This window comes from Agarivorans sp. QJM3NY_25 (genome assembly GCF_050870875.2).
GTDB lineage: Bacteria > Pseudomonadota > Gammaproteobacteria > Enterobacterales > Celerinatantimonadaceae > Agarivorans.
In genome coordinates this window covers 3,931,138-3,953,345 of record NZ_CP194041.2, presented here as the reverse complement: position 1 = coordinate 3,953,345, position 22,208 = coordinate 3,931,138, and the positions used below count along the sequence as shown (strand labels likewise).

Sequence of the window (22,208 nt, the reverse complement as noted above, 5' to 3'; positions counted from 1 at the left end):
CTGGTTATTCAATCCGCCTGCGGCTTGAGAGTTAAGATGTGCTTTTTTCATTAACCAGTGGTTCATTTCATTTTTGGCAAAGGCGCTTGATTGCTCTGCGGCAACGTTATACGAGATTAAGGGGTCGTATTTAGCGTGATTATTATGTTTGAGTCGTCAAACAAATCACCTTTTGTCATAAAACTGTCAAACAACCTTGTTTAACTACCGCCGCATTTATACATAAGGAACATGAAATGAAGCAGATCGTTAAACCCCTCGTTTTCGCCGCAGCCACCTCGATGTTTTCTTTTTCTGTTTTATCGGCAGAAATTAAGAACGTCATTTTAATGATTGGTGATGGCATGGGCCCGCAGCAAGTCGGGTTATTAGAGCTATACGCGAACAATGCACCGCATTCTATCTATCGCGGTGAAACCACTGCATTGTATAAGCTGGCCCAGGAAGGCGTGATCGGTTCTTCGTTAACTAATCCAGAGGAGGCCATCGTTGTTGACTCTGCATGTTCTGCAACGATGTTAGCGACCGGGGTATATACCGCCTCTGAGGTGATCGGAATTAACTCAAATGGCGATCATGTAGAAACGGTGCTGGAAAAAGCCAAACGGATGGGCAAAGCCACCGGACTGGTTTCTGACACCCGTCTCACCCACGCGACTCCTGCAGCCTTTGCTGCCCATGAACCGCATCGTTCTTTAGAAAATGAGATTGCGTCTGATATGTTGGCAACTGGTGCCGATGTGATGCTGTCTGGTGGTATTCGTCATTGGATCCCTAAATCTACCAATGATAAAGGGGAGACTTATAAGGCGCTTGAGTTATTGACTCAGGGCGATGTGAAGCTTAAGTCTAAGCGTAAGGATGAGCGCAATTTGCTGAATGAAGCGCAAACCCAAGGCTACAGTTTGGCATTTAATAAAAATATGTTGGCAAATGCGTCAGGTGACAAATTATTAGGTTTGTTTTCTTATTCGGGGATGAATGACGGCATTGCTTATAGCCATACTAAAAATGATCCGAAACGCACTCAACCAACATTGAAAGAGATGACAGACAAAGCTCTGGAGGTATTGGCTAAAGATCAGGACGGCTTTTTCCTTATGGTGGAAGGGGGGCAAATTGATTGGGCTGGACATAGTAACGATGCTGGCACGATGTTACATGAAATGATCAAATTCGATGAAGCGGTCAATTCAGTTTATGAGTGGGCGAAAGGTCGTGAAGATACCTTGATCATTGTGACCGCAGACCACGAAACAGGTTCGTTCGGTTTCAGCTATTCTTCAAATGACTTACCAAAACCAGAAAAACGTACTGGCGAAGCATTTCAAAAACGCGATTATGCGCCTAACTTCAACTTTGGTAAGTTTGATATTTTAGACGGTTTGTATAATCAGAAAATGAGTTATGCAGATATGCTTGCTCAGTTCGACAAATTGGATAAAGCGCAACAAACTCCAGATCATTTAGCTGAAATTGTGAACGCAAATAGTGATTTTTCGATTACCTCTGAGCAAGCAGCTCATGTGATGGCAACCAAGCCAAATCCATACTATAAAAAAATGCATAGCTACTTATCTGCGAATGATGTGCCTGCTATTAATGACTTCGACGCGTTCTTCCCTTATAACGACCGCGGTAACGTATTAGCGCGCCAACATGCGACGGGCCAAAATACGGTTTGGGGTACGGGCACGCATACTCATACTCCGGTCAATGTTTTTGCGTGGGGACCGTTAAAAGAAATCATTCCGGTTTCTCGAATTATGCACCACTCTGAATTGGGTCAATATATTAAAGATATGGTGAAATAGTCGGCGGTTTTCACGCTAATATTTACACGATGTTCTTGTCAAACGGTGCTAAGCAAAGGTTTAGCACCGTTTTTACATTTATAAATAAGAATTAGTTTATGGAGAATGCGCAGTGACCGAACCGCCAGCACTGTTCGGATTATCCTTTAGGTATCAGAGCCCAAAGGCTCTATCGAGCGTGTTCAGTTCGCTGCCTGCACCTAGTCTGACGAATCATCAATAGTAACAACCCCAAGCCGATTAACCAGCTGCTTTTGGGCTCAGGTACGCTGACCGCCGCTAATGTTAAACCAGTAATGCGCTCGCGCTGGATGCTGGTTGTGTGATTATCGGTTTCGAAGTTTCGGCCAAAGAACTCGATTGAGACTATTTTATCAGCCTCTGTTTCTGCAAATAAATTGACATAGCCATAAGGCTCGCGTTTATTTCCGCTCACTCTCGTTGGGCTGCCGTAGTGCTCGGGTTCCAATACGGCTGCATCTAAAATTTGGTGAGTAGCAAACATTAAGTTTTCAGACTTGGTGGTAATACTCAATTGATTACCACTATCACCTGCGCTCCACCAAAAACCAAAATACCCGACGGCTTGGTCAAAACTTAATTTTACAGCGCTGTTATTCGGAATAAATAGGTATTTCCCTTCGCCAAATGCCCCCCCATAAACCCCAAATTTGTGGATCTTCGCGGTGCCTTTTTTTACCGAGTAATAGCCAAAATCGGCTTGGTAACCCTTGGCTAGGCTGTTGTTCGATAGTTGGTCAAAATCTTCGGTGAGGGTTAATCCGCTCACTTGAGAGCTTTGAATGCCTGGTTTTTCGATACTGTAGATAACGCCTGCCTGACTAGCTAATGAAGTGAATACTGTTGTTAGAATGCTTGAACAGAGTGTGAGTTGCATGAGTATTTTGTGAAATTTTGCTTGCATTTGATACCTCGACTGGATCGCGCTAGCGTTGGTGGTTTTAGGTGCTGTTGATTACCGAGTAGTCCAGTTTCATGCCAGTTTTATTATATTTTTATTTTTCAATTGCTTATCGCTTAGTTCTTATTGAAATAGAATACATTTCTCGAAATGCAAACTAGGTATTCGCTTTTTGCAAATTCGATTATTCTTTTGATAGTTCAAGGGGGAAGTACAGTTTGTGGGAGAGGGACTCGTTATTGACTTGACGGTGCTCTCTTGGTCACTGAATCGTTTATTTAATTGATGATTTGTATTTGTTAGCTTTATGACAGGAAGGAATCATAGAATAATTATTGTTCCTGATAATTTTTGAGTTTAAATTGGCTTGTACAAGGATAATATTGTATTAGTTGTTTGGTTATATATATGAACCACAACTAATACATGCAGTTATACTTTAGAAAACGGCATTATATAAGTGTCTATTTTCAATGGGTTTTTGCCTGGTTTGTGTTACTAAAATCTACTTTTGTATATAGAAATTTTTATATTATTATTGCTAAGCAAAGCTTTAAAAATACCAGCCAATTAGATTTAAATACATCCGCAGGCTGCGCCTATAAAAATTTAATTACACCCGAATTCAACTCCGAACTGCGACATTCTTAATTCTCAAGCCGCTTCCATTATTTCTTTGAAAATGACGGCGGGTTGCTTGAATCCTAAACATTTTTTCGGACGATAATTTATCCTTCGCTGAGCCCTCTCAATATCCTCATCACTGACAGTTCTTAGGTCTGTTCCTTTTTTAACGTATTGTCTCAATAAGCCATTAGCGTTTTCATTAGCTCCTCGTTCCCAAGAGCTATAGGGATGAGCAAAGTAAACCTCGGCCTCCAATGCCTCTGCTATTTCTTCATGGCCAGCAAATTCGCGACCATTGTCAGCTGTAATTGTATGAACGAATTCTTTGTAAGGCATTAGCATATCAATGGTTGCTTTCGTCACATCTTTTGCCGACTTTGAGGGAACTTTTTTTGTCAGATAGAAACGTGTTTTACGCTCTAAAATGGTGATGACAGCTCCTGTCCCGTGTTTACCTAAAACCGTATCAATTTCCCAGTCACCAAAACGTTCGCGGCTCTCAACAACTTCTGGCCGTTCATCTATCGAAACAGCATTTTTGATAGCAGGCGCTTTCTCTTTCTTACCTCGTCGATACCGTTTGTGGCCTTGGCGTAAGTGTCGAAAGAGTTTGCCACCCTGTCGCTTATTACGAGCAACAAAACGGTAAATCCACTCATGACTCACGTTAGCTCCAGCGCGGGTTAAGACATTAGATATTTGCTCTGGACTCCAATCAATAGTCAGCAACAATTCTACAAAACCTATGCGTGACTGAGATATTCGATACTTACGAGCTTGCCTTCGTTTCACTACCGCTAATTGATGGGCTCTATCTGGCAGATACTGCTCCTTCTTACCACATCGCTTCAACTCTCGATAAATAGTTGAGCGGTGGCATTTAACTGTATTGGCAATTTCTGGTACTGAAATCCCCTGTTCCAAAAGGGCTGAAATCTGATATCTTCTCCCCTCGGTCAACTGCTGATAATTCATGGTAGTACTGCTTGTTTCTTTGGCGAGAAGAGCGTACCACTTTCGGCAGTTGGCTTCCTCTTCTACACCTTTCCATGAATGTCGCAGTTATTATCTGAAATCGGGCATGTTTAAAAATAACGTATGGTGCTTAGATGAGTCAGTTAACTAGCTTAAGTCATCAGAGTACATTGTGACATCTACCTTATGCCATCGTTCATCCGCTTGAAGGCATAAGTAAGCACTGTTATTTGCCGCGCACGACCCTGTTCCCTCCGAGAATGCAGTATCGGGTTGTTTGTGATCGGGATAATCATTGTAAACAACTCTCAAGGCTGGTCTGGCAATCGACCACTTAGTTCAGTTCAACTGGGGGAGCAATGGTCAACAAGAGGTGAGTGTTGCAGGCTATTTTAGATGAAGCAGCAAAGCTAGCGATTAATGCTTTTGATTCCTCACGCATTATGTCGGTGATATAAAAAAGCAACTGGTCAATGCTTAGATAGCCGTCAAGCTCCAATCAAGCGCTAAGATTTATCTCGCTCCGATACTTAAACCAGATCGACAGCTATACCTTGTCGAAGAGTGTTTTCCGCTAGGCTTATATTCTTAGCAGAAGCCAGATACCAATACTTATTCCCAAGCGTTTTCTTGTCGCTGCGTGAACAGAGAACTCTCAGTAACCCTTCGAGTAAATCTGAGGGTGGTTTATTCGCATCGATGATGCGCCTGTGGGGACTTACTCGAAGCGAACCATCGCTGCATTAGGCTTGGTATTCGTTGCGATGCGCTAAATTATTTGTATATGCTGGCATTCAGGTGCGCATAAAAATAGCTCTAAATGACTAGCAGCGGTTTCACATCGATAGGTGTCAGTTATTCGAGAAAGCTCCCTTCAATTAGTTTTTATCAATTGGTGGAGCGGTATTTACTAAGTGCTATTTTTAAACGAGTCGAGAATATATCGGACTCAAATAACGGTACTAGTCTATTGAATGCGATTTTGTATTGTAAAATATTGTTGTTTCTGGAATTGAACACTGTAGTCAACTCTATACAGAGTTTAAATCCTCTGCAGCTGCCATATGGAATAGTGTTTTAATCTAGAATATATATTCTAGCGGTCTAATATATGGCATTTGTCTTATTCTAGGTATTTTGCTTATTCACAAAAAAATCACACCGGAAAAGTAAATGACTTCCCTCTGCCTTCATTGAGAGAAATTTATTAAAGGTTTTGCTTCTAAGCCCTTAAAAATCATCTAATATATATAAAAACGATAAACGAGAGGGTAAGCAGAAGTGCTACAATAATTAATCTTTTATTTCTATCTCCCATCTAAGTCATATATTCATCCCGGCCAAGTTAGGTCGAGATATTGACTGTTTTCTGATTTGTGAAGTGATACATAGAGAGCTTATATGAACAAATTTAAACTTCAAATTGTTGGCACGCTCAGTGCCATTATCCTCATCATCGTAGTGCTACTATCGAGTCTAAGTTTTAATTCTTTCAGAACAGAAAGTATTTATTTACATGAAGAATTACTTCGTGAAAGAACGATCACTGTTGAGACTAAATTGAATGAAAAACTCAAAGCTTATAAGCAGATGTTATCTTCGATTCAAGTTGCTCCTAAGGATTTTTCCGACGCAGGCCTATCTGAAAAATTGGTCACTGAGCTGAAGGCATTACGTCGTTCGATGGGCAAGATAGGCGATGGTGTTGCGGTATTTAACAGAGATGGTGAAGTGTATTTTGAAACTGGTAAAAAGCTTAGTTTTAATGTGAAGGATTTGAACCGTGCATTTTACACGGCCTTGTTCAAACAAGGAGAAAGCTTTTTTGTCTCGCCTCCTTTTGAGTCGAAAGAAAGTGGTAATACGGTTGTCGCGATTGCTTATAAGCTCAGCGATTCAGCAGCCGTGGTGGCGAATGTATATTTGGCTTCAATACTTGAAGATATTGCGAACCGTAAAGATATGGTTTTATACACCGCCGATGGCACTATTTTGCTATCCGCCTATCCAGATTTTGTCGGCAAAAATATCTTTACCAAGCGCCCTCTATATAAACAGTTTAGCCCAGAGTCACCGAAGTTATCTTACGAAAGCGAAGTGAATGGCGAAATGGTCGCCTTCACTGCTTTTTGGGGAAAACTTGAACAGGCGAATATGAACTTTATTACTTACATTCGTAATGATCAAATTCATGAGAGTGCAGATGAGCAGTTATGGACATCTATTGTTATCGGTTTGTTTTGTCTGATTATTGCTATTTTAGTTTTATTAGTGGCCTTGAATAAGCTGGTGATTAAGCCGGTTGGCGGCGCTCCCGATGACATTGCAGCTTTAATGGAAAGTATGTCGAAGGGACATTTAAGTCAAAATCTAAAGGTGACGGGTCAAGAGACAGGGATCTATCTTTCATTGGTGAATTTATCCAGACAACTGAATGAGTTGGTTAATAACTCTCGAAGCATTTCTGAAAGTGTTTCTTCGGCATCTCAAGAGTTGAATGTGGTTATGAATGAGACTCAGAACAATGCCAATCAAGAGTTGATACAAGTCGAACAAATCTCAACTGCGATTAATGAGTTGTCATCAACTTCTCAAGAAGTGAGCAGTAAGGCGGGTTTAGCGGAACAAGATGCCGAAAAAGCTCAAGCGAATGTGTCCAGTGGGCAGTTGGTTTTAGAAGAAAATATTCGTCTTACGGATCAAATTCATCACTCGGTAACAGAGGCTGCCACTATTGTGGAAGAACTCAGGCAGTTTGCTATTGAAATTGGCTCGGTCACTGAAGTGATTACCAGTATTTCGGAGCAAACTAACCTTCTGGCGCTCAATGCCGCGATTGAAGCTGCTCGCGCTGGTGAACAAGGACGTGGTTTTGCGGTGGTTGCCGATGAAGTGAGAAACTTGGCATCGAAAACTCAATCATCGACAGTCAAAATTCAAGAGATTATCGAAAAACTGCAATCTCAATCGGATAAAGCAAATCAGCATATGATTGGGAATGTAGAGTTGATTGAAGGCTCAGTAACTTTGGCCGACCAGATCAAAGCATCTTTTGAAGATATTTCGACAGCGGTAACATCTATTTTGGACATCAATAGCTTGGTGGCCGAATCTTCACAGCAGCAATTCATGGTGACGGAAGACATTTCGAAGATTACGACACAAGCTTTTGACTCCGTGAATCAAAATGTTGCAGCGGTGAGTCAGACTTTACAAGCATCGGAAGAGTTAGCGCAGCTGGCTGAATCGCAGAAAAAAGAGTTGTCTTTCTTTCATTAGTAAATCAAGTTCGCTTGTGTTCAAAACTTGGCTTGGTCGCTTGAGACGGCAAAGCCAAGGGCCGAGCACTAGGCCCATCATCAAGAAAGGCTCATGTCTTGCTGAGTCGTGGTGGGCTCGAATAGCTTGATTGGCGTTGATAAGCCTTATGGCGGATACTTCAAGTCGCACTCAAGGGTATCTATCCTTATGCGAAGCATTGATTTAAGGACTGGCTTGCCAGTGTTTTTTTAGTGCTGTAACAAACTGTTGATCCTTATGGTCAACATTGGAAACGTAAAGTATAAACTCACTACCGTCTTTTCGAATGACCGTCACGGTCGAGTTTTTGTTGACGGTTTTTGCCCAATCAACTTTAATCTGTCGGATCTCGCTATAGGATGCTAGCTGTTTGTTTATTCGTTGCTCATCGTCCTTCCAATAGGAGAACACATGGCGCTGGGTGAAGCCATTTCCATCATTTCCCACAAAGAATAAAGCATCACTATAAAAGTAATCTATTTGATCTCCGGGTTTAATAATGCCCTGACGCTGCATGGTTTTTATATCGTGGTCTAGCAGCCATGTACCTTTCACAACGGTATCACTTGGAATGACTCCAAATGATGAACTTACTTGAAATATAAATAATGGGGCCGTTAATATCGTCAATAAATAGTGGCGGAAACGCCACTTTGAGTTTCTCAACATGGCTGCTGAATCTGGGCCATTAATAAATAAAATATAGTTTGCTAAAGGAATCACGAGGGCAACACTAAGTAATAATGAAAGGAGTTGCCAATAGTCTGTATTAATGATGAATCCACTTGCTGAATAAATCAAAGCAAGTAATATTGCAAGCCATTTGTTGGGTAAGTGGCTTTGAGTAAAACGTTGCTCATTATCAGTTTTGAGTTTACGCCATAGTGGATAATACCAAAAAATACTGAAACAGGCTCTGGCCCAAGGCATTGAAGCGTTTTGTTCTTGCTGTTTTATATATTGAAAGTTCTGATAAAACCAATATACGGCGTATAAGCCAAAGCTCAGTACCCACATCAGGGCTAGCTTTACTATCGAGACCGGAAAGAACAGCGCTTCAGTCTGGTCGACAGTGTGCTTACGCTCCATGAGCCATAATAACATCACCAGTAAATAGAGCGCTCCATATACCATAAGTATGGTGGTAGCTGTTAGATACTGCATCAGCCAAGCGAGCGTCGGATTACCATCAGCTGCTGACGAATGACTTTGAATGATGCTATAGCTGAGGTGGTCTTGGGTTTTTTGGATAGCCTTACGATAAGCTGAGTAATCTTCTGGTGATATATGATCCAGTTTACTTTGATATTGATAGATTAAACTTAGCTGTTGTTTCGCTTTATCGAATTTAACCTGATGACTGAAGTGAAAAAATGGATTGTCTTCAACAAAGCTCTCATTATCAAAATTCCAGTCGCCGTCTGTTAAATCGATATCAATGGTTTGTTCTACGCGATGCGGATAACTGAGATAAAGCGGGTCAATCCGGCTTAAATCATCGGGAACCTGAAGCGAGGAACTCACTAAATTCGCATAAAAATCGGCTTGAGTGCGCTGTTGTTCGGAGTCGTTTTGCCAAAAGTTTTCAATTTGGTATTGCTCGTCGCTGCGCAATATATTCAGTTCGGTGTCATCCGTATATCGAATGGCTTGTGATACTGATGTTTTTGGGTAATACCCCTGAAAAAACTTTAAATAATCTTGCTGGATTTGCTCGAGACTATTTTCGGCTAAACGCTGGCGCTGTCTTTCGGCATCTTTACCGATATCTTGGGTTGTTGATAAGAACTGGCTTGGGCCTTCATCGGCAAGGATAAAGTGGTCGTGAACCAAAATGCCATGCTTGGCCTGAGAGACTTGCATCTGCGTTAATTGCTGGTGGTCTTTTAATAGCACCAAGGCCTCGCCAAAATCGGCTTGGTAAATATTATCGATGTGACCATGTTGAAAACTACGGGTGGGATCGAGCCAATAACGCCGTCCTTTATATTCAAGATAGGTAATCACATGATCAAAGGCCTGAACGTTTGGCAAGATGCTATCCAATTTGTCTTCGGTATTTACTAGCGCCGGATAAGCCTTAAATCCTAATTCTTTGAAGAGTGTGAGTAATAATACGGTTTTGTCTTTACAGTCGCCGTAGCGATTACGCAGCGTTTCGAAAGCAGGGGTGGGAATGTGTGAGTTTTGGTTGAGCTCGATGGCAAAGTAGCGAATTTCATCTTGAACGAAACGTAATGCGGCTGAAATTTGTGCTTCTCGATCGTGATGCTGTGTTTGAATATCGCTGACTAAGTTTTTGATGTGTTGGTCGGCGATCATCGCATCTCGGTAGAATGGTTCACTCCAACGAGCGACTTCCGCCCAAGACTGAAGCTCACTAAAATAGACCTTTGCTCTGGGATCGAAGCCAATCGGTGTATTGTCCTCAATTTTTAGCGCTTTAATCCAATTTTTTTGGATCAGGTATTCTGTCCCATGAACTGTTTGATTTTGGATGACCTCTTGCTCAGTATTTTGTAACTGGTAGTAAAGTGGTGTGGCTTTGTTCCATAGGATCCGTAACGAAAATTTAGCCAAAGGAACCGACCAATTGAGTAAGCGTTGATAGGCAAAAATATTTTGGTAGGCTGGATTCATGCCCTGGATACTGTAACTGTATTCGATAATATCGCCGACGCGAATATCATCGAGAATGATATTAAGTGTCATTTCCCCCTGATAGACCAGTTTTTCCAATTCTTCTTCACGTTGGAGCAGCTTGATAAGTGCCGAGTTGCGTTTATTGATGGGCTGCAGGTCTCTAATCACTTGGACCGAATGCAAGCGCAATTGTTGGTAGCTAGGGTCAAAGTCGATATTGATTTGGGAGTTATTTTCGACCCCTGTTTGATTCACGATGTAATCAGCATAGTGATAGTAGAACTGTGATTGTTGCTCTTCAACCTTGAGCTGAGTATCCGCTAATAAGTAATAGACACCATTTTGAATTTGATTATTTTGAATAAGCTCGGGATCAGGGAGAGCGGTCTCGCTCACCCAGTTTGGTTTTGGTGCGGTGGGAATATGATCGTCGGCCTCACTCATCGCACAGAAAATCAACAGCAAGCAGAGTAATAATTGAAGGGATATTTTATGTTGAACAATCTTCATTTGCTGTGACTTTAATCCTTTAAAACAGCTAATTACATGAATGTTAGATTTTTGTACATTTTGTCAGTATGCCATTAGTTTACAGTTGACTCAATAAGATCAAAAAAAACAGACTCTTATGATCGAGCACAGCGGAATATACGTGATTAGGTGGTGCGATATAACAATATTTAAAAATGTGTGTGATGTTCAAGATATTTAATTCGCTCTATGGTGAACACCGTTCTATATTTTAGTGGCACCACATTGATTTCATACCGCAATAGTATGTTAAGAACGCTTATTGTCATAGTAAAGGGGAACCTATGTTCGCAACCAAATTGAAAGCAGAATTAGCCAAAAATATTGAAATGATGAGCGAACTAGAGGGGATAGTGTCTTCGATTAAAGCCAGTGTTGCCACCATCGAATTTTCGACAGATGGAAAGATACTCGATGCCAATCCTTTATTCTTAAAGACGATGGGCTATCAACTTGATGAGATAGTTGGTAAACACCATTCGATGTTTTGTAAGTCAGCATATGTCGCTAGTCATGAGTATCGCAGTTTTTGGCCCGAGCTGAGCAAGGGAGTTGCGCATCAAGGGACTTTTGAACGAGTGGCTAAAAATGGTCACACCGTTTGGCTTCAGGCAAGCTATTTTCCAGTTAAAAAGAATGGCTCGATTTTCAAAGTTATGAAAATCGCCAATGATGTGACGCGAGAGTATTTAGAGTTAGAGAGTAAAAACAACATTATGCAGGCCTTGGAACGGTCTTTAGCGATCATTGAGTTTGATCCTCAGGGAAATATATTGCGTGCTAATGATAATTTTTTAGCCACGGTCAAATACAGTCAGGAGCAAATTAAAGGACAGAAACATAAGATGTTCTGCGATGAGCTTTTTTACCAGGAAAACCCAAATTTTTGGGCCGATCTTGCCAAGGGAGAATTTAAGTCTGGGCGGTTTTTACGAAAGACCAGCTATGGCGAGGATGTTTGGCTGGAGGCAACTTATAATCCGATTATTAACCGTGAAGGCAAGGTGACTCGGGTCATTAAATTTGCGACCGACATTTCTGCGCAAGTCGCGAGAAACTTAGCCGTGGCAGAAGCCTCTGAAATTGCATTGAGTACTTCTATCGAAACCGCACAAATCGCCAAACAAGGCTCTGAGCTTTTACAAGACTCGGTTCGGCTTTCTGGCGGTATTGCTGATCAAGTCAAGCAAACTTCTGGGCGAGTACAAGAATTGAATATTAAGTCCCAGAGTATTGAGGCGATTGTTTCAACGATTAAAAGTATCGCCGAGCAAACCAACTTACTGGCCCTGAATGCGGCGATTGAAGCGGCCAGAGCTGGTGAACAGGGGCGCGGATTTGCAGTGGTTGCGGATGAGGTGCGCTCATTAGCTTCCAGAACCAGTCAATCTACTTCTGAGATTGCCGAAGTGGTATCAGAAAACCAGAAATTGACCAGTAGTGTCACCAAAGCCATGGAGGAAGTTGCGGCTATTTCAGCCGAAGGTATGGATAAAATCTCTGAAGTTTCAACGGTAATGGATGAAATTTATAAGGGAGCAGAGAATGTTTCGAATACGGTGACGCAACTCTCCGAAACTCGCTAGTCGTTTTACTGGCGGGATGACGCGCCATTCAGTTGTTGCCCTCAGGCAAGTTTATAGTATCTGGTTTGGCACTTTTTACTCGAGGCTGTCGTTTGACGCTTTACTTCGGCTCTTAATTCGCAAGATTGGTCTCTTACTTTGCAGGATATAGTGCCCCCAAAATTGCTGCTCTGCTTGCTCCGGTGACCGAACTCGCATTGCCTGCTTGTTGTTTGATGAAGCAGCGAGCTAGCCAGGCAAATGCCATCGCTTCTAGCGCTTGTTCTGGGATCCCCAGTTCTGAGGTTCGACTGAGTCGTAAGTTGGGAAGGGCCTTGGCTAGTAATTCCAGTAAAAATGGGTTGTTATCGCCGCCGCCACAGACATAAACACAACCCTTATCATGCTTGTTCAGTGACTGAGCAATGCTTTGAGCGGTAAGGTGGTACAAGGTGCATTGCACGTCTGCAGGTTTGATTTTAGCGAATCGGGCTTGTTGGAGATGGGTATCTAGCCAAGCTAAATGAAAGTACTCTCGCCCTGTACTTTTGGGGGCGGGTAGGCAGAAATAGTTATCACTGAGCAAACAGGTCAATAATTCGGGATTTGGCTGGCCACTACGCCCCCAATGACCATGGTCGTCATAGGCTAAGCCTTTTGGGTGGTGGCGTTGAAAATGCTGGTCAAGTAAGGTATTGCCGGGCCCCGTGTCGTAACCGAGTAGCGTTTGGTTAGCGATGAGGCTAGTGATATTCGCAATACCACCGATGTTTAAAATAAATCGCGCCTCGCTGGGATCACTAAAAATGGCTTGATGGAACGCTGGTACCAGAGGAGCGCCTTGGCCCCCTAAAGCCATATCTTTATTGCGAAAGTCGGCAATCACATCAATACCAGTTGCGACCGCAATGTGACTGGGGCTTCCGATTTGCAAGCTAAATCCGAGTTCAGGAAAGTGACGAATGGTTTGCCCATGGCTTCCAATTGCTTTTATTTGGGTGGGCTCAAGTCGAGCTTGTGCTACCACTTGGTTTGCGGCGTTTGCAAACAGTTTCCCCATTGCCACACTGGCTTGTGCCATTGCTGTTAATTCATTCGTTGCCGGACTACATAAGCGGTGCAGTTGGGTTAATAAAGTGTTAGGAATGGCCTGCTGGTAGTGGGCTAATAAACATGGTGGCTGTTTTGCGAAGTCAACCAACACCGCATCGACCCCATCCATGCTGGTGCCAGACATTAAACCAAGATAAATTTCGCTCATGTGAATTGCTTAATTCATGGCCAATAATACACGTTTGGTATTATCGAGTTGGGCAATCCGTGACTTAGCCGTAGGCAAGAAGCGTTTTTTCTTATCACCCTTAAGTGGCGTAGACGTCGGTAGTTTCACCGTTCGAGGGTTTTTATGTACACCGTGAACCAAAAACTCATAATGTAAATGTGGCCCGGTAACACGACCGGTAGCGCCTACCGTACCAATTATTTTCCCTTGTTTAATTCGTTGTCCAGTTTTTACATAACGTTTTTTCAAGTGCAAATATTTGGTGACATAGGCACTGCTATGTTGAATAAACACATAATTGCCATTGTATTGATTGTATCCTGATTTTATCACCCGGCCATCGCCTGCAGCCTGAACTGGCGTACCCGGTTTCGCCGCATAATCGATCCCATTGTGTGGACGAACCTTTCCTGTCACCGGATGTAAGCGGCGAGGATTGAAATTGGAGCTGATATATTTAAAATTGACCGGCGCGCGTAAGAAGGCCTTGCGCATGGGGCGCCCTTCTGGTGAATAGTAGTTATCATCATCGTCGTTGCGAACCGCTCTAAATACTTCGCCCTGATTAATAAATTCAGCGGCAATAATATTGCCATTGCCAGCATACTGTCCGTCAACATAGTATTCTTCAAACAACACCATAAAGCTGTCGTTGCTGCGAATGTCGAGAGCAAAATCGATGTCCCAACCAAAAATGGCCGCTAAAGCCATGATTTGTCCCTGACTGAGTTGTGCGCTAATCCCGGCATTCCAAAAACTTGATGTAATGTTGCCTCGCGCAAAATTGGTTCTAATTTCTAGCGCTTTTGTTTCCACTCTGGCCTGAAATTGTTGCTGTTCATCACGCTCAATAATTAAGGTTTGGTATTTTGAGCGTGGATAACGTAATTCTATTAACTGGTCATTTTCATCTAAGTAAAAATCTAGTTTATCGCCAGGATGCAGGGTTCGCAGTTGATGTGCTTCGCCGCCTAACTGATCGATTTGATAGAGGCTCTTTGCGCTGAGTCCAACACGAGAGAATAATAACGCCATACTATCGCCAGATTTTACAGTTTGTCGTTTTAGGGTATAAAAATGTTCTTCTTCGGGCTTGAGTTGGCTGCTCTCGATTGCTAAGTCTAAACGGTAACGAACACCACGTTGTAGTGGCTGTTTGGTATCGAATTGGCTGAGCCGTTGTTGCACTTCGCTTGCTTTTAGACTTTCCTTTGAGGCGTTTTCAGTCGCATTGAGAGTTAAGGCGCTGATTGGTTTTGACTGCAACGAAGGGCTTGCCTGTGGAGCCGCTGAGCTCGCTTGTTGTAAGTGCGCTTGGTTAGCGGTCGATTGACTGCTATTGGCTTTCTCGTGAAGATCTTGTGAGTTGTTTAAATCACTGCTGGCTGGCTCTGAGGTCTCATTTGAAGGCAAACTGATTTGAGCTACCGGAGCAGATAAATCGATAGGTTGGCGTGATTGTTCTGCTGATACGGGAGGGTCGCTGGGAAAGAGCAGTGCGGCCAGCACTACAATCAGCGCAATCAATAAGAGCCGTCTATGACGTTTTGGTAATAAGCTTGCCAATCTACTTCCAACATACAAACAAGAGATTAGGCCGATTGTAGCTAGATGCCGGTCAGAATGCCAGATTCAGTGCGTTTGCTGGCGATTTATCCATAATAAATTGAAGCTAAGACCCAATTTGGCGCAAGTTGACAAAAGGTGGTGCAAGCGTTTTCGCTTCGATTTATAAACATAATGTTGTGGTCGTTAAGCGCTCAGGATAATGATTGGTACACTGAGGGAAAGTTGAGTTATTGGTGAAATAAATCGCTAACAGGATGCTTATTGGAGGCTGTCTGTGTTGAAGTTTTGTTTATACTTATTGTTCAGGTAAAGCTGGCACAAGACTTTCATTAGTTCATCTGAAGATTTTTCTTCACTCGTATATGCTCTCGTCCCACTCAGTTATCTGAGTGGGTTTTTTTTCGAGTTTTTTCTAGAACATCACATAGCTCAGTTAAGCTTTCGAGAGTGCGTAGTGTTAGCCGATGTGCTTTATCGGGATCTAAATGATAGATGGTTTGCTGCTGTACTGCTTGTAGTTGCGGCCATTTATTCCAGAAGTGATTGAATGCCCACTGAGCCACAATGATTGCCTGTGGATTGGCGGCCAATACCAACTCTTCAGATAATAAGGGATAAGGTGCTGGCGCTTCGGCCATAATATTCTCACCGCCGCATAAGCGGATCCCATCGTTAATCCAACTCTTGGCTGAAATACTGCGTAGTGGATTGTGCCATAGTTGATAAAAGACACTGACCTTAGGCCGAGTTTGGTAGCGTTGTTGAAGTTGCTTCAGAATTTGTTGGCTTTGTTGACTGAGTCGCAGACCTTGCTGCGGCTCTCCTAGGGCTCTCCCCAATTGTAATATTTCTTGTGGTAGTTGCAGCAGTGTTTTGGGAGCCGATACGTAGACAGCAATATTGAGTGCCGCTAATTTCTGAGCGAGACCTTTTTGATTCCCCTGTTGCCATACCAACACTAAATCGGGCTGCAAGGCCAAAATGCTCTCTAAACTAATGTATTGGTAGTTACCTATTCGCGGTAGAGATTTCGCCGCCTTAGGGTAGTCGGCGTAATCTACGGTGGCAATCAGACGATTGCCAGCACCTAAGGAATACACTAGTTCGGTCAAGTGAGGGGCTAAGGATATAATACGTTGTGGTTTGCTTACCGCGAAGCTGTTAAAACTGAAGCAAAGTCCTGCAATGAGCAGCCAAATTCCTCTATAAGTAGACAATACGCGCCACATAGATTGGGCTGAGTAACAATAAAAATAACAAAGCACTCATATTCAGTTTTAAGGCTAGTCGGTCTAATTCAGCGGCTTTGGGATAATGTTTACTAGGGCCAAATCTAGCTTGTTCAACTTTTTTTTGTTGATAAAGGCGAGGCCCTCCAAGCTCACTTTGTAGACTAGACGCGGCGACGCCGAGCAATTGACCGCTGCTGCTGTAGGGCCAGCGAAATCCTTGCTTACCTGCTGTGAAGTTGCGTCCGTAATGACCATAGCAGCAAAAAATTAAACTGAGTATGCGGAAGGGGAGCCAGCTAAAGGTTTGATAAAGAATGCTCGCAGTGCGACCAAATTGTCGATATTGCACTAGCTTGGGGTTCCAAGTTTGATGTAACTCGCAGACTAAGCGATAGCTTAAGGCTGGAACGATACCGCCGACCATAAACCAAAAAATCACCCCAAACCAATTGCTAGCTAAGCGGAGAAGCAGCATCTCGGCGCTGGCTTTGGCTACCCCCACTGCCGAAAGCTCTTCACAATCGCGCAGTACCCAAGGGCGAAGTAAGCTGCGGGCTTGCTGATGCTGCTGCCTATTGATCAGCAAAGTGATTTTGTGATAGCTGTGCATTGGTTGTTGCCATTGCAATAAACACAGTAATAACAAGGGGTCAACCAGCATTGTTAAGGGATTCAGTTGATTAAACAGAACTAAGCCTATGGCTAAAGGTAGCACTAGGGTAAACAAGGCCATGCTGCCAGCTAGACGCTGTTGTCTGGTTCCATTACTGCTCCGATTGACTTTTTGCGCTAACAGCTCGGCTAAGCGACCAACAACCAACAAGGGTTGCTTGAACAGCTGGCCGCTGATCAGTCGCTCTAAGGCAATGCCGAGTAAAGGGATGCTAAGGCTGAACCAAAGCCAAGAGCTTTCATCCATTAGCGTTGCAGCTGTTGCAACATCGCTAGCACAAGGGCGGTAGAGTGCTTGGCTGCGGTTTCTAAAAATTCATCAAAAGACGCGGGTGATTCTTTACCAGCAATATCCGATAAAGCACGGATCACAACAAAGGGCACTTTGGCTAAATGGCAAACCTGAGCGATTGCCGCTCCTTCCATTTCCACCGCCATCATATTGGGGAAGTCAGCGCGGGCTTTTGCTACTCGCTCTGGGTCGGCCATGAAAATATCACCAGTACAAATTAAACCTCGGACGATTTGATGCCCCGATAGTTGTTGAGCGGCCTGCTCGGCAAGCTCAATTAACTTGCTATCGGCCTTATAGGCGGCGGGGTTGGCTGGTAGTTGACCCATTTCGTAGTTAAATGCGGTGAGGTCAACATCGTGGTAACGCAGCTCCTCAGAAATGACTACATCACCCACTTTTAGCTTGGGATCGAAGCCGCCAGCAGAACCAGTATTAATCACTTGGCTGGGCTGGTAGCGCTGCAATAATACGGTGGTGGCGATCGCTGCGGCAACTTTACCAATACCAGAGCGAGTGACCACAACGGGATGCTGATTAATCTCTCCACTATAGAACTCACAACCTGCAAAGCTGTAGGTCTCACAGTTGTTGATTAGTTCGCGAAGTGCTACCACTTCTTGTTCCATTGCACCAATAATTGCCGTTGTCATAAGTGTCTCTGTAGTTAAAGAAGAAATCCGCCAGATTTTATCATAAGCCGATGGGATAGACAGCTATAGATCGCGCACAAACACGTGTTGTGATTTGCGATGTTTAAAGCCGATATGTTGATAAAATTGGTTGGCCTGTTCACGAGTGGTATCGCAACGGACCCGAATTTCACCTACCCCGCGACTGTTTGCCCAATGGCGGCATTGTTTCACTAAGTGGCGGCCAATGCCTTGTTTTTGGTAGTTCAAGTCGACAGCCATGCCACTAATTTCGGCAAAAGGAAGTGAGCCTAAACGTAAGGCTACATAAACATGTACCCAGCCAATCACTTGCTCTTGTTCATTGAGGTAAACAAAAGATTGATGGGCAGGGTTTTCCAAAATGGCATGAATGTTCGGTAATACAGTTTGTGCCGTTGGGTGGTAGCCAAGTTGTTCAGCCAATTTGGCCACTGCGCTGGCATCTTCTTCACGAATGGGACGAATATGCATAGTTTTCCTTATGTTCGTTAAAATTCACTATTATTTTTATCAGTCAATAGTTACCGCCTTCTGCGGCAGACTGCAAGCAGCTTAGGTAAGATTTATGACTTTTTTAAGTCTGTTACAGGGATTTTGTTGCCAGAAGCTTGTTGCAAGTGTAATTGTCCCGAGAAATAAGCGGCGAAATCGGTATTCGTCTCATCATTAACTTCGCTATATTATCCTTGTTTATTGAGGGCTTAGTATTATCTATCAAGCTTTCTGACTCTGCATTACAGCTAGAGAGCTGCGAAATAATGTAAAACGGCGTGGGTCACATTTCTGTATCGCTATAGACAATAGTCGTATTGTAGGGTTTTCTAAATTAGTCTTTACTAATTTAAATTCTCAGCTTGTTATAGCAGGAGTTCGTTAGATGTCGCATATTGTGGTATTGGGTGCCGGATTGGGTGGTTTAGCGGGGGCTTACGATCTTAGAAATAGATTGGGTAAATCACATCAGATCACGGTGGTAAATGAGTACCCCGCATTTCATTTTGTTCCTTCTAATCCATGGGTGGCGGTGGGATGGCGAAAGCCAGAACAGATCTGTATTGATTTACTTAAGCCTTTGACTAATAAACAGATTGACTTGGTGGTGGGACGAGCGACTTTACTAGATGCTGCACATAATCGGTTGGAGATAGAAGGGGCTGATGACTTGCAATATGACTATCTGGTGATCGCAACTGGGCCCAAATTAGCTTTTGAGCTGATTGAAGGTGCAGGGCCTGTGGGCGGTTTTACTCAGTCGGTTTGTACCTTAGGGCACTCGATCGAATGCTATCAAGATGTGCAAAAGCTCATCGAAAACCCCGGTCCAGTGGTCGTGGGGGCTTTTCAAGGCGCGAGTTGTTTTGGTCCTGCCTATGAGTATGCACTGATTTTAGATAAGGCGCTGCGGGATGCGAAAATCAGGCATAAAGTCCCGATGACCTTTGTGAGTCCAGAGCCTTATATTGGTCATTTGGGGCTGGGTGGGGTCGCTGACTCTAAATCGATGTTGGAAAGTCAGCTGCGTAATCGGCACATAAAATGGGTGGTTAATGCCAAAGTTGAGCGGGTGAGTGAAGGGAGCATGCGAGTGGCTGAATGTGATCACCAAGGAGAGCTGAGAGACATCCATGATTTAGCATTTGTACATGCGATGTTGATCCCTCCTTTTAAAGGAGTTGAGGTGGTGGCTCAGGTACCAGAACTGTGTAATGAGAAAGGCTTCGTTAAGATAGATGAGTTTCAGCGCTCTCCCCATTATCCAAATATTTTCTCGGCTGGTGTTTGTGTAGCGATCCCGCCTGTTGAAGTTACCCCAGTGCCACTAGGCACACCAAAAACCGGTTATATGATTGAGTCGATGATGACCGCGATTGCAGAAAATATTCATGCCGATTTAACTCAGCAACCAGCCACAGCAAAAGGCAGCTGGAATGCGGTTTGTTTGGCCGATACCGGGGATGGTGGGATCGCATTTGTGGCGATGCCACAGATCCCTCCGCGTAATGTCACTTGGTTTGCCCAAGGCAAATGGGTGCACTTAGCCAAGGTTGGTTTTGAAAAATACTTTATGCATAAGATGAGAGCTGGAACCAGCGAGACATTTTACGAGAAGTTTGTGATGAAAAAGCTTGGCATCGAGCGTTTAGAAGATGAGTAGTTTATAGCACGCTGATCTTCGAGGATTGACCAACAATAAAGGTGCTGTATTTTGCGGCACCTTTATTGTTGAGTTCTATTGTTTAAGCCCAAATCACCAAGCTGAACAGCTTTTTACCGCGCTTAATTAAGGTGTATTTGCCAAACAATGCGCCGTTTGCACTCAGCTCTGCCATTGGGTCAGTGACTTTCTCGCCATTAATGGCAACCGCACCATTGCCAATGAATTCACGCGCCATCTTGTTCGATTTTGCCAGTTCGGTGGCGGTTAATAGCTCAACCAAGCTGGCTTGTGTTTGCTCAATTTGACGACAGGGTAAGCCATCTTGGGCCAGCTGCTCTAAGTCTGATTCGCTGAGCGAGCTTAAGTCACCAGAAAATAGCGCTTGGGTGATCCGCTCTGAAGAGGCTAAACCTTCTTCACCATGTACTAAGCGGGTGACTTCACGAGCTAAGATGGCTTGCGCTTCAGGTCGGCCCTGAGCACTTTTATCACGCTCTTCAATGGCAGCAATCTCTGCAACACTTAAGAAGGTGAAGTAACGAAGGAATTGGTAAACATCGGCATCGGCGCTGTTAATCCAAAACTGGTAGAATGCGTAAGGAGAGGTACGTTTAGGATCGAGCCAAATTGTTCCAGTCTCAGTTTTACCAAATTTAGTGCCATCGGCTTTGGTGACGAGCGGCATGGTTAAACCATAGACTTTATTGCCATACATACGGCGCGCCAGATCGATACCGCCAGTAATATTCCCCCACTGATCGGAGCCACCAATTTGCAGGGTGGTATTTTCTTTGTCGCTCAACTCGGCAAAATCGAAAGATTGCAGCAACATATAGCTAAACTCGGTGAAAGAAATGCCCGATTCATCGCGGTCGATACGCTGCTTCACCGACTCTTTCTTGATCATTGCATTTACGCTGAAGTGTTTACCCACACCGCGCATGAAATCAATCACGTTGACGTTGCCAGTCCAATCGAGGTTGTTAATCACTTTCGCCGCATTGTCTTGCTCGCCAAATTCAATAAATTGGCTGACTTGTTTTTGTAGCTTAGCAACCCAACCAGTCACCACTTCATCACTGTTGAGTTTACGTTCGGCCGCTTTAAAGCTTGGATCGCCAATTAAACCAGTTGCCCCACCCACTAGGGCTAAAGGTTTATGGCCTGCCAGTTGAAAACGCTTCAACATCAATAGTGGCACCAGGCTACCAATGTGTAGGCTGTCGGCGGTGGGGTCAAAGCCACAATACAGGGTGCGGGCTCCACTAGAAAGGTGTTCGGCCAGTTCTTCGTCGGCAGTACATTGGGCGACTAAACCACGCGCCTTAAGATCTTCTATTAATGGATTAACCGTTGTTGTCATAATTTAACCTGTATCTATTGCTGTGCCCACGGGGGCGGTGAACAAATTTCGAGCCGAAGATTCTACACTTAAGCTAGCGCTAAAAAAACAGCTTAATTCCGCTAACTGGCCTATTTAAGCTGAACTTGGGATGAATTGCCTGGTGCTTGGCTCGTTTCGCCTGATTTTGCGCTTATTTTATTTTGCCGCTTGAGAGTTCTTCGGCGAGATCGAGAGGCGCGACAATGGTCCCTTCTCCAGCAAAGCTGGGAGCAACGGCAATGTCGAAGCCATCTTGGCTCATACCGGGTGCCCATTTCTCGATAAAATCGTCGAGCGAAATTGCAAGCGATTGAAAGCTGGAATGATCTTTACTGGCCCAGTGTTCCGCAAATGCAGGTTCGCTCCATAGTAACAGGACTTTTTCTTCGCCGGTTTCGATGATTAAGCAACCCTGCTCATCACTTAAAGTCCATAGTTGTTGCGCTTGACGAGCCTGCTCTACAAACGACTGGTAACGTTGTTTGCTGGTGAGACGGTTGTATTGCTCTATGACGGCATTGTCGCTGCTACTCATATTGATTCCTAGGTGATAAATTGCGGCGCACAG

General features: G+C 43.8%; 15 protein-coding genes. 4 read left to right on the top strand and 11 right to left on the bottom strand.

Features of this window, described 5'->3' with window-relative positions; translation table 11 throughout:
- Window positions 1-236 precede the first annotated feature (236 nt).
- A complete protein-coding gene (locus tag ACRRSW_RS18025) occupies window positions 237-1,814 on the top strand; it encodes an alkaline phosphatase (protein WP_432451868.1) in 1,578 nt (525 codons plus the stop codon).
- 169 nt (window positions 1,815-1,983) lie between these two features.
- Here the strand turns inward: ACRRSW_RS18025 and ACRRSW_RS18020 are convergent, their stop codons facing one another.
- Window positions 1,984-2,739, bottom strand: a complete 756-nt coding sequence (locus ACRRSW_RS18020) for an Npun_F0296 family exosortase-dependent surface protein (protein ID WP_432460046.1) — start codon at window positions 2,737-2,739, stop codon at window positions 1,984-1,986.
- A gap of 651 nt (window positions 2,740-3,390) precedes the next feature.
- The gene (locus ACRRSW_RS18015) at window positions 3,391-4,338 is read right to left on the bottom strand and encodes an IS30 family transposase (protein ID WP_432458936.1); all 948 of its coding nucleotides are present in this window, start codon (window positions 4,336-4,338) and stop codon (window positions 3,391-3,393) included.
- Window positions 4,339-5,739: 1,401 nt separating this feature from the next.
- On the opposite strand from ACRRSW_RS18015, the gene ACRRSW_RS18010 reads away from it, so the two are divergent.
- The gene (locus ACRRSW_RS18010; RefSeq protein WP_432451870.1) at window positions 5,740-7,617 is read left to right on the top strand and encodes a methyl-accepting chemotaxis protein; all 1,878 of its coding nucleotides are present in this window, start codon (window positions 5,740-5,742) and stop codon (window positions 7,615-7,617) included.
- Between the two features lie 204 nt (window positions 7,618-7,821).
- Here ACRRSW_RS18010 and ACRRSW_RS18005 read toward each other — a convergent pair whose 3' ends face one another.
- On the bottom strand, window positions 7,822-10,791 hold the full coding sequence (locus ACRRSW_RS18005; protein WP_432460045.1) for a DUF3857 domain-containing transglutaminase family protein: 2,970 nt from the start codon (window positions 10,789-10,791) through the stop codon (window positions 7,822-7,824).
- A gap of 305 nt (window positions 10,792-11,096) precedes the next feature.
- Here ACRRSW_RS18005 and ACRRSW_RS18000 point away from each other — a divergent pair, with 305 nt between their 5' ends.
- Window positions 11,097-12,398, top strand: a complete 1,302-nt coding sequence (locus tag ACRRSW_RS18000) for a methyl-accepting chemotaxis protein (protein ID WP_432460044.1) — start codon at window positions 11,097-11,099, stop codon at window positions 12,396-12,398.
- Window positions 12,399-12,531: 133 nt separating this feature from the next.
- On the opposite strand, the gene ACRRSW_RS17995 is transcribed toward ACRRSW_RS18000, so the two are convergent.
- The 6 genes from ACRRSW_RS17995 to ACRRSW_RS17970 all read right to left on the bottom strand — a co-directional run bounded on the left by ACRRSW_RS17995 (window position 12,532) and on the right by ACRRSW_RS17970 (window position 18,569).
- Entirely contained in the window at window positions 12,532-13,638 is a 1,107-nt protein-coding gene (locus ACRRSW_RS17995; RefSeq protein ID WP_432460043.1) for an anhydro-N-acetylmuramic acid kinase, read from the bottom strand.
- A gap of 9 nt (window positions 13,639-13,647) precedes the next feature.
- Entirely contained in the window at window positions 13,648-15,225 is a 1,578-nt protein-coding gene (locus ACRRSW_RS17990; protein WP_432460042.1) for a peptidoglycan DD-metalloendopeptidase family protein, read from the bottom strand.
- Between the two features lie 380 nt (window positions 15,226-15,605).
- Complete coding sequence (locus ACRRSW_RS17985; protein ID WP_432460041.1) at window positions 15,606-16,445, bottom strand: cobalamin-binding protein; 840 nt, start codon at window positions 16,443-16,445, stop codon at window positions 15,606-15,608.
- Entirely contained in the window at window positions 16,432-17,379 is a 948-nt protein-coding gene (locus ACRRSW_RS17980; protein WP_432451876.1) for a cobalamin biosynthesis protein CobD/CbiB, read from the bottom strand. Before ACRRSW_RS17980 ends, ACRRSW_RS17985 begins: the two co-directional genes overlap by 14 nt.
- Window positions 17,379-18,077, bottom strand: a complete 699-nt coding sequence (gene mtnN / locus ACRRSW_RS17975) for a 5'-methylthioadenosine/S-adenosylhomocysteine nucleosidase (protein WP_432451877.1) — start codon at window positions 18,075-18,077, stop codon at window positions 17,379-17,381. Before mtnN ends, ACRRSW_RS17980 begins: the two co-directional genes overlap by 1 nt.
- Window positions 18,078-18,140: 63 nt before the next feature.
- A complete protein-coding gene (locus tag ACRRSW_RS17970) occupies window positions 18,141-18,569 on the bottom strand; it encodes a GNAT family N-acetyltransferase (RefSeq protein WP_432451878.1) in 429 nt (142 codons plus the stop codon).
- 406 nt (window positions 18,570-18,975) lie between these two features.
- Between ACRRSW_RS17970 and ACRRSW_RS17965 the strand changes: the two genes are divergently transcribed.
- Window positions 18,976-20,253, top strand: coding sequence for an NAD(P)/FAD-dependent oxidoreductase (locus ACRRSW_RS17965; RefSeq protein ID WP_432460040.1), 1,278 nt, complete (start codon window positions 18,976-18,978; stop codon window positions 20,251-20,253).
- 82 nt (window positions 20,254-20,335) lie between these two features.
- Here ACRRSW_RS17965 and tyrS read toward each other — a convergent pair whose 3' ends face one another.
- Both tyrS and ACRRSW_RS17955 read right to left on the bottom strand, forming a co-directional pair.
- A complete protein-coding gene (gene tyrS, locus ACRRSW_RS17960; RefSeq protein WP_432451880.1) occupies window positions 20,336-21,619 on the bottom strand; it encodes a tyrosine--tRNA ligase in 1,284 nt (427 codons plus the stop codon).
- A gap of 172 nt (window positions 21,620-21,791) precedes the next feature.
- A complete protein-coding gene (locus ACRRSW_RS17955) occupies window positions 21,792-22,175 on the bottom strand; it encodes a DUF2750 domain-containing protein (RefSeq protein ID WP_432460039.1) in 384 nt (127 codons plus the stop codon).
- Between the last annotated feature and the right edge of the window lie 33 nt (window positions 22,176-22,208).